The sequence below is a fragment of the Bacillus sp. FSL K6-0268 genome, from assembly GCF_038005425.1.
Classification (GTDB): domain Bacteria; phylum Bacillota; class Bacilli; order Bacillales; family Bacillaceae_G; genus Bacillus_A; species Bacillus_A thuringiensis_S.
In genome coordinates this window covers 135,268-148,446 of record NZ_JBBOTF010000002.1, presented here as the reverse complement: position 1 = coordinate 148,446, position 13,179 = coordinate 135,268, and the positions used below count along the sequence as shown (strand labels likewise).

Genomic DNA, 13,179 nt, shown 5'->3' with positions numbered 1-13,179 from the left:
GAAAAGCCTTTTTACCCTCCTTTTTCTTTAGGTCACATATACTTGCTCATTTTGTGAAAAATCTATTATAGTGCTCACCATTATACTATGAGACAAGCTCTTTCACTGTGAATATATATAAGAAATAGGGGTATGGCAACCAAAAGCGAAATATGGGGCCATATGCAAATATATTCCAATTCAAAAAGGGTATGTGAAGAAGTTTTTATTCGCCACATACCCTTTTTGTTAATTGGCTACTTGGTAAATTGGCATATCGAACTGTAAATCCGGTGGCTGTCTATTTGGATCAATTCCATATTTGCCAAATCGATTCACATGAGCTGTGATATATGGACTCAACTCACTTAGTACTTCTTCGTCCAATTTATTTCCATCTTGCCGATAATCATGTAACACTTGTGTTAATGCAAATACATTGTAAAAAATTAAACAATTCGCTACTAAGTGATTAAACTTAATCACTTTTCTTTGGTTTTCTCTATTATTTTCAGTAATGATTCCCTCTCCACCAAAAAATAGCCATTTGGTAAACCCATTAAATGATTCACTCTTATTTGTAGCTGTTTGAATGGTACGTCTCAATTGTTCATCAGCTATGTACTTTAATAAAAACATAGTACGAATTACACGTCCTAATTCACGAAACGCTTGATATAATTTATTTTTCTTACTATAGGTTCCTAGCTTATTCAAAATAGTGGAAGGAGTAATTTTTCCTACTTCAATTGACATGGCTACTCGTAGCATATCTTTATAATGGATTTTAATTAAATCCCAATCAATTTCATCGGTAAAAATATCGTCAATATGCTTAAATCGACTTTCTTTATCTGGACGGAGCATTTTTAAATCTTTCCAATTTCGAATTCGTGGCATTAACTCGATTCCCATTAAGGTAGATAATCCAAAAATGGTAGCACTTTGTCCTTGTGTATCAGAATGAATGACTTCTGGTTGAATCTCAGAATTGTTATTCATTAAGACATCTAGTATATAAAGTCCTTCCCATACACCACACGGTATAAAATGACTAAATAATGCAATGTAATTATCAGAAACATGATAATAGCCAATTCCCCCATATCCTCCATAACGGATATGCCTCTCAGATAACAAGTTTTGTTCATATAAGGCCCATATTGTTCCATCAGCAGATGCGCTTTTCCCGTCTCCCCAATACTTAGGTAGGCCGAATTTGTTATAGGAATTAATAATGAATTGGATTGCTTGATCTAGATTTTCTGTCGTAATGTGTCTTTGATTTACCCATGAAATTTGCCTTCGGTCCATATTTCCTAATGATCTTGCAGTTTGAACAGGCCCTAGATTACAACCATAGCAAAACACAGTAGTTAAATAACGTTCAATCGGATCTTCTAATCGAGCCTCATGTTTTGAAATGGGTTTAAAAAATCGAGTCCAGTTTAACCAATGTTCTGTATCACCTAGCATATCTAAAACATTGATGGGAACTAGATTTTGAGCAATATATTTTTCTAAACTTTTTAATTTAGGAGAAGGTTTTCTTTTCTTTGACTTACCCATGACAATTTCACCATTCTCAATACGCACTTGTTTATTGTATGGAAAAGAAGTATCTGTTTTCTTTGCTATTTTCATAAACCTTTTCCGTAATTGTTTTACATATTCTTTACCTGTAGAGGGGAGATTGCTTTTATGACAAAAATCCAATAATTTTTGTTCATATTCATTCCAAGAGATAAGTTGTTGTCGATAATCAGCGTATTTTTCACTTCCCTCAATGTAAAGATCTCCAGATTTTAAACCCCACATAATTTGGGTAAATACACAAGCTTCAAAGTGACGGCGATTAATTTCTTCTGGATAACACCCAGATTTTCGATTTGGAGCTATCCATCTCCACCATGCATCAGGAATCCACGATAAATCGAGTAGAGGTTTTATTTCCTTTTTCCAGTATCCCTTTTTTTCAATACTTACGATAGAAAGAGACTCTTTTCGGGAATTTTGATGAGTTTTTAAAAACGCAATCGCATCTTCTAATCCTTGATCTTGGTTTGTAGAGCGTAGGGAAACCGTGTTTAAAATTTTAAACAACGTAGAACGACTACTTTTATAATAATCCCAGACAAAGACAAAGTAGTTATCACCACTATAAGCAAGATGTGATTCGCAATCATGTAATATCTCCTCATGTCGGTTTCCTACTACCTGTTCAATCGCTTCCATTTTATCTTGAGATTCATTTCCTGAACGATAAGCAAGAATGACATCATGAAGAGTTGTAATTAACAAATCGGTCCGTTTTTGGTTCTTCATTTGATAATGTTGTAACTGATCACGACTTTTATTACGGGCGGACATCATTCTCTTAACCATCATTTCTCCAATATTATCTAAAACATGAGCGAGTTGAGATTGGATAAAAGAGAGAGCAAGTGCATATCGTTTTTTAGGTTCCATTTTTTTCATTCGTGCTGCATCGAGCGTTTTGGCTTCCGAGGTCATTTGTCGTACTTTAACAGAAGGAATACTCTTCAGTATAGTAGTATTTACTTTTTGATCCATTAACCATTCCATTTGTGCTACTAATTCCCTGAAATGCTTTATAGTAGGACTTTTGGCATCTTGCTTGAGATGATGCCAGGGAGTATACACCGTACCATCATTCGTTTGAAAGAGAGAATCAATCTTATTTTTATCGTTTTCATGTATCGATTGATATATTTGTTCATACACCACATGGTACGATTGAGATCGCAACCTCTTAGCTGTCTCATTTAAAGTAGAAAAAGTAGGTAATTCAAAACGCTGACGAATTAATTCATCTATTGCAGCATTAATGAAATCGGCTGAGTCGTCTTTTGTTGATGATACTTGATTCATTGTATCAGTCATAATTTTTCTAGCTTGGTCATTGAAGAAATGAATGTTTTTATAGTCTCTAATCAAGGCATGGTGACGTTTTTGAGTACCTGAGTTATGATATTTCTGTAAATCATTTCGTGATACAAGAGTAAGATTCATTTTTTGAGCAATATGTATGACAATGTCTTCAGGTATTTCTGTTACAGGAAGAAAATATCCTAATCGTTGAAATGTTTTTAGTAAAACGAATAATCCTAATTTAGCTACATCTCCTTTTACATGTGGCTTCATCCAATGAATTTCTTCAATTGTAGGAGAATATAGCTCTTGTAATTCTTTTTGGGATGGATTACTTTTCAGTCGAGGATAAGCTGTATCTTCAATACTAGGCATAAAAAACTCCTTATATGAATTTAACTACTAATACAATCTTTTATTAGTCCATGTTTCGATAAAGGGTCATTCTAGATACACCGGCTTTTTCGGCAGCCTCTGTGATACTTGTTCCTTGTTCTATTAAATAAAATGCATAACTTAATTTTTCTTTGTCTACAGATGGTCTACCAGGATATTTGCCTCTTTTTTTTGCTGCCAGAATCCCTTCTTTTGTTCGCTCTGAAGTTAAATCTCGTTCAAATTGAGCAATACCAGCAAAAACAGTAAACAGCATTTTTCCATGTGCAGTTGTTGTATCAAGCCAGGACTCTTTTAAGCTTTTTAAATTCGCTCCTTTTCGAGAAATGAGCTCGGCAATCTCAATTAAATCCTTTGTAGAACGTGAAAGTCGAGTCAGGTCTGTTACTACTACTGTATCTCCATTACGCAGAAACTCTAACATTCTATTTAGCTCCAGACGATCTCGTTTGGTTCCTGTTACTTTTTCAAAAAACATACGCTCGCACCCAGCGTCTATTAGTTGCTGTTCCTGGCGGTCTAAATTTTGATCAATGGTAGATACCCGCATATATCCAAACTTCATATAATTCCTCCTTTTCTGTTATATTGTATCAAAAACAATATGAAATAGGTATTGTTACAAAAAGATTTTGTTACATATTTTTGTGACAGCGAGATTGCTAGTTCACTTGACTTCAGTTCTTGATCCCCACCCCTGTCACAAAAATGGTCGTTTTTGTGACAGACAGAACGAAAAAGACTAAGATTTAAATACATCCACAACTAATATGGAATCCTTTATACCAATACTTTTTTCAAGGAGTGGAAAAAACATTGGTGAATTGCAACATTTTTAATGGCCTTTGCGAACCCCATAACTTGTTCTGTTTTTTTTTATTTTGCATTGCTATAATTCAAAATGTAGCAACGAATGTTCTACTACAAATACCTAAACATCTGGAAAGGACAACAGAAATTTGCATACTAAAAATAATATTTCTACTCGTATTATATCTCTTGATATTCTTCGTGGCTTTGCTTTGATTGGAATGTTAATTATACACGCCGCTGGTTTGTCAAAAAAACAAGAAATCCCAATGTATTCTATGGATTTTTACTTGGATATTTTTAATAACATGTTTATTCATTTTAAGTTCGTTTCTATTTTTTCATTTTTATTTGGCGTTGGGTCTTATTTCTTTTTTTTACGCGCGCAACAACGTGGATTGCATAGTTATCATCTTTTTTCAAGGCGATTAATTACGCTGCTTCCTATAGGGATTATATCGATACTGATTTGCCCTCAGATAACTCCTATTTTAATCATCTATAGTGTATTCGGATTTATCTTACTTCTTTTCTTTAGACTAATGTCTAGAATGATTCTACGCATTGCGGGATTAATCCTAACATGTAATATACTAGTAGTAATGGGAGCTATGGTATTGGGATGCCCCTCCTCCAAAAGTTTTAATATTTCTTTTCAAATAATTTGTTACGCTGTCACTTATCTATCTGTAATTTTTAGTATGATGCTATTAGGACTATATGTAGGGAAAATTAATCTTTTTCAGCAATTATCACAACAAACGGTCATGATCAAAAAAATTCAGAAGATGTCATGTTTTCTCAGCTTACCCCTAATTTTAGGAGGTCTATGGACTATTTATATAAACCCAGATGTAGAGCATAATATTTCTTTTCAAGGACTATGTTATATAACGGCTTATCCCTTATCAATATTTTATTTGTCTTCCATCATTCTTTTATATAATAAAAACCATTCTTTGTATATTTATAAACCGCTCAGTTATGTAGGACGGATTTCATTAACGGCTTATATTGGACACGCATTGCTTCTTAAACTGCTTCCTTTATTGTTAGGTTGGACATCTGGCTACACACTAATACAAAGCTTGATACTCTCCTGCATTATATTTACTATGCTAATTATTTTTAGTTTTATTTGGTTGCAAAAATTTAAACAAGGTCCTATCGAGAAAATTTGGCATCTATTAACATTTGGAAACAAAGCAAGAGCATAACATGAGGGGATTTCACAATTTATGTATTTTTATATTTAAAAAATAGATATACAAGATTAAATTCAATAGTTTTACCTAATGAAAATTTAACAAAAAGGGATGTGGAGACGTTTTTATATTCCACATCCCTTTTTAATTGGAATATATTCGTATATGGCCCCATATTTTGCTTTTGGTTGCCATACCCCAAATACATTTATACAATGCATCTGGCGCTTTTTTGCTCACCCTAAAAGGGAGATAATACAAAGTGTGTCAATTTAATCTTATTCCTCAATGATTTTCCCACACTTTAACCAGTTTAACATTTCCTCTTCATTGATCTTTTCCAAGATTGTGTCCAAATTGATTATATAGGGCAGTTATTAAGTTCATACCAGCCTTGAACTACCTCACTTTTACTTCGTTTAGAAGTAGGGTGTTTTTGCCCATCCCCTGTTATGAAGGGACCTTTGTCAATAGTTTTTCACCCATATTCCTATTCTTGATAAGTTTCTATAAAATTATCATCTATTTTAACTTTTCTGCGGCCAAATCTAACTCCTTTTTGAAGTGCAATTGTAATTCTTTCTTTTTGTCGTTCATGGACTTGTTTTCTATCATCTTTAGTCATATAGCTTAATATCTGAGGCTTATTTTTCCATATTGAATGAACCTTTTAGTATTTTCCATTATTTTATTGCTTCTTTTTTAATAAAATCAATATGGTGTGAACAGTATTTATTTAAAGAGATGTATTTTTTCATTGGCTTTGACTCGTATTGTATCATCCTCAGGAAATGACCTTTCTACTACTCCCATGCCTGGAACCTCGTTCATTAAAGTATTAATAAAACTAAAGCGTAAGATGCTAAATGTATTTTCTTTCAATGGGAGTTCGTTATAAACAGAGTCGTCTGCGATCTCCAATTTTAATTCCTTCGTTCGGAATATTTTTTCCGTATGCCACACCTTTTTGGGGTACAGCCGAGATATACACGTTATCTTAACCAAGAAAATTTAAAATCCGATTTTATTATGTATAAAATTAATTCTTATTTGTCATGTGAGAATTTGCTTACATGACAAATAAGAACCAGATTTAAATAATTATATACCAGCTCTAGCTAGACATAGCATGCTTTATTCTATAGACGGTTTGCCTTGTTATGCCGTTTTCTTTTGCAATATGAGAAATGGCTTCGCCATTGTTTAACATTTCAACCACCCGATTATATACCAACCTCTTTTGTGGATCCTTTGCTTTTGGAGAATAGAGGGTCGGTCTTCCTTTATAGACACCTTTCTGTTTAGCAATCGAAATTCCCTGTGCTTGCCTTCTTTTCGTTTCGGTTCGTTCTTGTTCCGCAATCATAGCTAAAATTTGAACGATCAAATCTTTAATAAATTTGTCTAATAGGCCTCACGATACATGCCCATCAACTTAAGAGAACAAATAAAATGAAGTTCCCTTCAAAATAGCTACCAATTGTTCATCATATTGATTATTTCTAAAAGCACGCACACTAAATAAACTCTACCGAGTTTTATTTTTAAAACTATGCAGCTTTCTTTTGTTCCCTAGCTATACTATACTCATAATGAACACCCATGATATCAAAGACCGTTTTCTTCTCATATCGATGAGATTTCCGTCCGTTTTGTTGTAGAAGGTGGAACAGACGAATTAGAAGCTTTGTTATCTCTTGGGTGTTTTTCTGTATGGCTTGATAGAGGAGAAATAGGTGATCTTGAATCATTCCTATCGCTTTATATTCACTTAATTCTATTTGTTTCTTCTGTAACAAAAGTTGGCGCATTTTAAATATAGTAGAAGAACATAAAAAAATAGCAATTAGTTTTCCATATAAGTGGCACTCTATTCTTTCTCGTTTGACAGTGCGACAATGATCTATATCAAACAATGATTTCCACGTTTTAAAAACAATTTCTATCTGCCAGCGTAATGTATACAATTCATGTACTTGTTCCATCGGAACCCATTCCCAAGGTGCATTTGTCACATATACATTTAATCCTGCTACTAATTTACTTTTCTCTGAATAGGTTCTATGTTTCAACTTTTCTTTTTCTGCAATTTTTTTCAAGCGTTTTTGTAATTGTGCTGCTGTTAAACGATGAAAAACGAGACGTGAAAATAACTGCTGTTTATCTCCAATATAAGCTTGCTGGTATTCTATTGTTTCACCTGGTTGGAGTTGATTCAAAATTTGCATGACATTGATTTGTATGTATTCTGATTGCTTTTTAATGGTACCATTTTTAAAGTACTCCGGACTTGGATTTTTTACATATACGTTCGTATTTAACTTTAACCTCGAAATATAATATGTCCCCCGTTGATCCATTTGGTCTAAATCTTCTAATGAGAAATACCCTAAATCACGAATACATAAATCGCCTGGTCGTAACGTATCTAAACATTCTGTTCCGAATGTTTTATCATTATTTTTTCCAGGTCCCACTTGAAAATTGAGAAATTGGCCACTATGTAAGTCATATTCTAATTGAATTTTGATCCCAGCTGTTTGCGCACAACCACCTGAACCAGGATATATATGTTCCAAAGTATTAGGTACCTGAAACATAGTGGCATCCATGATGCGAATACGTTTAAAATGAGTATAAAGTTGGCTAGAAATGTGCGTTTGCTCGCAGACTTTTTGTTGTAACAACAAAGAAAAGATATGTTTTAAAAATAACACTGATTTTTCATTAAATCGTTTATTTAAGCCCTCCGGACTAAGTACAGTACCTGTAACTGCGTGAAGCCTACTACATAATCGTACTAAAGGATCACTGGCCACCCTTTGGCTAATCCAAATACAAATGGTAGCTAAATCTGCCCCCGAAAATTTGCGCTTTCTCTTTACAAATTTCATCTCTCTTGCGAGTTCTTCCAAAAAATCAGGTGTGATATAGCGCTGTAATTCTTCTGCAAATGGTTGTAACTCCTCTTGAATCGAGAGATTCATAAAAAAACGTCACCCTTCCTTATAGTTTATTAAGAAAGAATAACGTTTTTTTTGTACTTGGGGGTAGTAAAAAGGCTTAAGTTGATGGGCATGCCTCACCATACCATTTCGGGAAAATTGTACGTTTGGACACAATTTGGACACATTTTACCGATTCCGTATTTACGTAGGGAATCGGTAATGGGTGTTAGTATCTATTTCTTGTATATTTTGGAGGGAAAAATATACACATGTATTTTTGAAATTGGATGAGACGTATTTCAATTGATAAAGAACATCCTCCCTTACATATATTCAACTGCGCAAAAAATACGCTCCTTCCATAAAGAAAGAAGCGTATGGTATTTCTTACATCATGAGTGTTCCTTGTAGATCTTAGAGAGTATTATTGTACACCTAAGTTTATTTTTGCTTTTTCTGGAATGTTATCTTTTTTTACTTCTTCCCACGTTTTTACGCCCTTATCTTTATCGTAATACACTTTTAAAAAAGCATCTTTTTTAAGTTTTCTCTCTGCATCAAATACCATTTCTTTTTCTGTACCTTTCTCATTAAATCCCTGTAACCTATACTCGTAACGGTGATTATCTTGTAATTGTCCATCTGTTGTAATTTGTACGTAATAAGAATCTGTTCCCCATTTTTTAATACTGTGACATCCAACCGAAAATACACTTAACATGAGTACAAAACCGAGAACTGTTATATATTTTTTCATGAAATGCCTCCAAATATTTAAAATTGTATGGTTAGGATAGTTATTGTATCCCTATTCCTTTACGCTCACAATCTTATAATAAGAATGAACAGTTAAAAAATAATAGATAACATAGATCAAACTATACACCCCTGTACTAATGATTAATGGTGTGAAAAACATAGGATTTCCGCCTAGTAGAGAAGATCCTAATACTTCTTTTACTCCTAAAGTAGCTACTATGCTATGACAAATCCCTACAAACAAGGGCATGCTGAAGATAAAACCCATTTGTTTTGCAATCGTTCTTTTCACTTCTATTTTTGTAACCCCGATCTTTTGAAGTATCGTATATCGTTCACGATCTGCATGAGCTTCTGCTACTTGTTTAAAGTAAATAATAGAACCTGTGGCCAGTAAAAAAACAAGTCCTAAGAAGAAACCACAAAAGATGAATAAGCCATTCATCATAAGTCCCATGTGATATTGCATGTAAAAACTTTCAAAATTCAGAAGTTCAGGGCCCGATGAGATAGGATCTGTTACTGGCATTGGCATGATTTTCTGTAATTTCTCTGTCAACACAGCACTATCATTCTCATCTTTTACACTCATATTTTTTACAATGCGTAATTCGCCTACCTGCTTTGCTTGGTTATATAATTGATCCGGTATCACAAGTACTAATTCCCCTAAATTTGTGATACGCTGTACCGTTGCGCCTTTAATCGTTACTTCGTGTTTTTCTTGATGGAACGTGAGTGTATCTTTTCTATTGGTTCCGTTGCAAAGTTTTTGGAGCTGAGCTAGACTGTAGAAAAATGAGATGAGGAGCCTAACATATGGGATATTTTAAAGGAAAACAATTTGAGAGAGACATTATCTTGGTAGCTGTCGGCTACTATTGTCGTTTTTCTTTAAGCTATCGCGACGTATCTGAACTTTTGAGAGAGCGTGGTGTTTCAGTTCATCCTACAACTATTATGCGTTGGGTCCATGAATATGGAAATATCATTTATCAAATTTGGAAGAAGAAAAATAAATCAGCACATTCCGTATGGCATTTAGATGAAACCTATATCAAAGTCAAGGGAAAGTGGCGTTATCTTTATCGTGCGATTGATAAGGAAGGTCACACATTGGATATTCAACTTCGCAAAAAGCGAGATCATCAAGCAGCCTATATGTTTATGAAAAGGTTAGTGAAAGCTTTTGGAGAACCAACGGTTCTCACAACAGACAAGGCTCATGCTTTACTTTGTGCGTTTAAAAAACTAAAACATAATGGCTTTTATGTGCATACGAAACATTGTACTGTTAAGCATTTCAATAATCTCATCGAACAAGACCATAGACATATCAAACGACGTTTTGTTAAATCCGCAGGATTTCAAAACCTGCGCCATGCTTCACGTACATTGAAAGGAATCGAAACGGTTCATGCCATATATAAACAAAAGAGAAGTCACATTCCAGACTTCTCTTTTTCAACGTACAAGGAATTACAGCAGTTATTTAGAACTGCTTAAACTACAACCGTATTTTGTAAGCAGGTTGATGTTTTTTCAAACTTTGCAACAGAACCGATCGCTCTAATACATTTGGAAATGTATGATGTTCGTGCTTTCTTTTCTTATAATAGGTGACAACTTTTGACTTTAATCCAGCTTCACATAAAGCTTGTCTCACTTGAAATAAGCTCACCATTACGTTTTTATTTACAAGGTAACGGTACAGTTTTCGATAGCCCATTCTACCTTTTAAACATTTAAATTGCATGACAACATAAGCCGCTGTCTTTTTACGTTTTTTCTGATTTTCAGTGGGCTTACGATGAGTATAATCGTAAAAACCACTAACAGAAACTTGTAATCGATGGCAAAGCCAGCGCACTCCAAATATGTGATGATATTGCCTGATAAATTGAAAGCGTGTTAGTTTTGGTTGCTGGCAAAGAAGGTTGCCGCCTTTTTTAAAAATTCATTTTCCTTTTTTAAAGCCTGGATTTCTCTCCGCAAAGAACGTAGTTCTTCCATATCAGATTTCTCATTATCCAAAAATGGGGAAGAATATTTCTTTATCCATGCATTTAAGGTCCCGTTTCCTAGGTCAAATTCTCTTTGAATACTCGAAATTGTACGCCCTTCTTTAACCACCAATTCTACACATTGTTTTTTAAACATTTCATCATACTGTTTTTTCATCTGAAACACCTCTTATATAGAATAATTTATCCCTATACTGTGTTCCAGTTTTACTGTACCACCTTATTTAACGAAAGGACTTTCTTCTTATCAATACGAACAACTAGATACATTACTTTATACTCATGAAGAGAACAAAAGTTCACTTTTATCCTGGTTACGTCAACCACCGGGGGTTATAGCGCTTAAAAATTTCCATGAAATTTTGGATCGATTAGAGTTTATTCAAAGTTTAGATTTACCTTTAGATAATGGGAAAGAAATTCATCAGAATAGATTATTACAAATGGTCCGTGAGGGCTCTCGTTATTCTATACAACATTTATCTAGGTTTAATGAGAGGAAACGATATGCAACGATCATGGCATTCCTTATCCATATCTATGCTTTTTTAACTGATCAAGGTTTAGATATGTTTGCAAAACTAATGGGACGAATGTTTAACCGTGGAGAAAATAAACATAATAAACTATTTCAAAAGGATGGGAAATCAATAAATGAAAAAGTTAGACTTTATGTCGAAATAGGAAAAGCATTAATTGAAGCAAAAGAATTAGAAACAGATCCTTTCGAAGCTGTACAATCTATTATATCTTGGGAGAAATTTATCCACTCTGTACATGAGGCTGAAAGCTTAGCTAGACCAATAGAATTTGATTATCTAGATTTGCTCGATAATCATTATGGACATTTTCGTAAAATGGCTCCGCGTTTACTCAATAGATATGTGTTTAAAGCTTCTTCAACCAGCCAAACTGTATTACAAGCATTAGAAATATTAAAAGAAGCCAATCAATCTGGAAAACGAAAAATACCTGATAATGTACCGACCGATTTTATAAAGTCTAAATGGATGAAATATGTGTACCAAGACGATAAAATAAATCGACATTACTATGAATTTAGTGTGTTTTCAGAGTTATTGAATACCCTTCGTTCTGGTGATATGTGGGTAAAAGGCAGCAAGCAATATAAAGATTTTGAAGAGTATCTTTTACCACCCCATACTTGGCAGCACATGAAGCAAACACAACAAATCCCCCTGGAATTTACAGAGGATGTAGAGAAATATTTAAACAAACGCTTTGAACAATTAGATATAGAGCTTTCAAAAGTCAATTGTTTACTTGCAAATCAAGATTTGCACGGTGTAACGATATATGGAGGTAAAATACAAGTCGCTTCTCTAAAAAAGATGGTTCCAGAAGATGTAGAAGAAATTACTCGGCTTGTGTATGACTTATTGCCGCGTATTAAATTAACAGATTTATTAGTAGAAGTAGATACTTGGACACAGTTTAGCAAACACTTTGTTCATCTTCACACTCAAAAGGCTCCAAAAGAAAAATCAATTTTATTTGCGGCTATCTTATCAGATGGAATTAATTTAGGATTAAGTAAAATGGCTGATGCTTGTCCAAATATCTCATATTCTCAGCTAGCTTGGATAGCAGATTGGTATATAAGAGATGAAAGCTATACGAAAGCACTTGGAGATATTGCAAATTTTCATCATAAACAACCCTTTTCTTCCTATTGGGGAGAGGGCACTACTTCATCTTCAGATGGACAATTTTTTCGTGCCGGTGGGACTTCCAGTCCCCTAGCACAAGTAAATGGTAAGTATGGTCATGACCCAGGATTAAGTTTTTATACACATATATCAGATCAATATCATCCATTTTATGTCCAAGTTATTAGTTCCTCAGAAGAGGCACCACATATTATTGATGGGCTACTGTATCATGAAACAGATTTGCAAATTGAAGAACATTATACAGATGCCGCGGGTTTTGTTGATCATATATTTGGAATGTGCCATATGTTAGGGTTTCGCTTTTCACCACGAATTAAAACGATTGATAATCATAAAATATATACATTATCTGTTCCAACAATATATGACCATATTAACTTCATGGTTGGCGGAACAATTCAGGTAAAGAAAATATGTAACTACTCAGCCACCTTTCGGTGTCTTTTTTAAATTTTACTAGTTTCATATGCCT

Annotated in this window: 10 protein-coding genes and 2 pseudogenes; 3 read left to right on the top strand and 9 right to left on the bottom strand. The window is 34.0% G+C overall.

The window, feature by feature from the left end; genetic code table 11:
* Positions 1-228: 228 nt before the first annotated feature.
* Together MHI28_RS31485 and MHI28_RS31480 are read right to left on the bottom strand one after the other, a co-directional pair.
* Positions 229-3,246, bottom strand: coding sequence for a Tn3 family transposase (locus MHI28_RS31485; RefSeq protein ID WP_100910650.1), 3,018 nt, complete (start codon positions 3,244-3,246; stop codon positions 229-231).
* Positions 3,247-3,289: 43 nt separating this feature from the next.
* Positions 3,290-3,832, bottom strand: a complete 543-nt coding sequence (locus MHI28_RS31480; RefSeq protein ID WP_098584175.1) for a recombinase family protein — start codon at positions 3,830-3,832, stop codon at positions 3,290-3,292.
* Between the two features lie 394 nt (positions 3,833-4,226).
* Between MHI28_RS31480 and MHI28_RS31475 the strand changes: the two genes are divergently transcribed.
* Positions 4,227-5,294 (top strand): DUF418 domain-containing protein, encoded by a 1,068-nt coding sequence (locus MHI28_RS31475; RefSeq protein ID WP_100910723.1) that lies wholly within the window; start codon positions 4,227-4,229, stop codon positions 5,292-5,294.
* 478 nt (positions 5,295-5,772) lie between these two features.
* On the opposite strand, the gene MHI28_RS31470 is transcribed toward MHI28_RS31475, so the two are convergent.
* The 5 genes and pseudogenes from MHI28_RS31470 to MHI28_RS31450 form a co-directional block, all read right to left on the bottom strand.
* A complete protein-coding gene (locus MHI28_RS31470; RefSeq protein WP_445661800.1) occupies positions 5,773-5,907 on the bottom strand; it encodes a hypothetical protein in 135 nt (44 codons plus the stop codon).
* Positions 5,908-6,396: 489 nt separating this feature from the next.
* A pseudogene (locus MHI28_RS31465) lies at positions 6,397-6,693 on the bottom strand (helix-turn-helix domain-containing protein); the annotation flags it as partial.
* A 139-nt stretch (positions 6,694-6,832) separates the two neighbouring features.
* Positions 6,833-8,269 carry an IS4 family transposase gene (locus MHI28_RS31460; RefSeq protein WP_199665201.1) on the bottom strand — a complete coding sequence of 479 codons (1,437 nt, stop codon included), beginning with the start codon at positions 8,267-8,269 and terminating at the stop codon, positions 6,833-6,835.
* Between the two features lie 385 nt (positions 8,270-8,654).
* A complete protein-coding gene (locus MHI28_RS31455) occupies positions 8,655-8,987 on the bottom strand; it encodes a YxeA family protein (RefSeq protein WP_078188051.1) in 333 nt (110 codons plus the stop codon).
* 51 nt (positions 8,988-9,038) lie between these two features.
* Positions 9,039-9,644, bottom strand: coding sequence for a hypothetical protein (locus MHI28_RS31450; RefSeq protein WP_340828519.1), 606 nt, complete (start codon positions 9,642-9,644; stop codon positions 9,039-9,041).
* Positions 9,645-9,808: 164 nt separating this feature from the next.
* On the opposite strand from MHI28_RS31450, the gene MHI28_RS31445 reads away from it, so the two are divergent.
* Positions 9,809-10,495 carry an IS6 family transposase gene (locus MHI28_RS31445; RefSeq protein WP_100910633.1) on the top strand — a complete coding sequence of 229 codons (687 nt, stop codon included), beginning with the start codon at positions 9,809-9,811 and terminating at the stop codon, positions 10,493-10,495.
* 1 nt (position 10,496) lies between these two features.
* Here the strand turns inward: MHI28_RS31445 and MHI28_RS31440 are convergent, their stop codons facing one another.
* Positions 10,497-10,745 (bottom strand): hypothetical protein, encoded by a 249-nt coding sequence (locus tag MHI28_RS31440; RefSeq protein WP_340828518.1) that lies wholly within the window; start codon positions 10,743-10,745, stop codon positions 10,497-10,499.
* A gap of 155 nt (positions 10,746-10,900) precedes the next feature.
* Positions 10,901-11,170: a transposase gene (locus MHI28_RS31435; RefSeq protein ID WP_098139883.1), complete on the bottom strand. Its 270-nt coding sequence runs from the start codon at positions 11,168-11,170 to the stop codon at positions 10,901-10,903.
* Between the two features lie 67 nt (positions 11,171-11,237).
* On the opposite strand from MHI28_RS31435, the pseudogene MHI28_RS31430 reads away from it, so the two are divergent.
* A pseudogene (locus tag MHI28_RS31430) lies at positions 11,238-13,121 on the top strand (Tn3 family transposase); the annotation flags it as partial.
* Positions 13,122-13,179 lie beyond the last annotated feature (58 nt).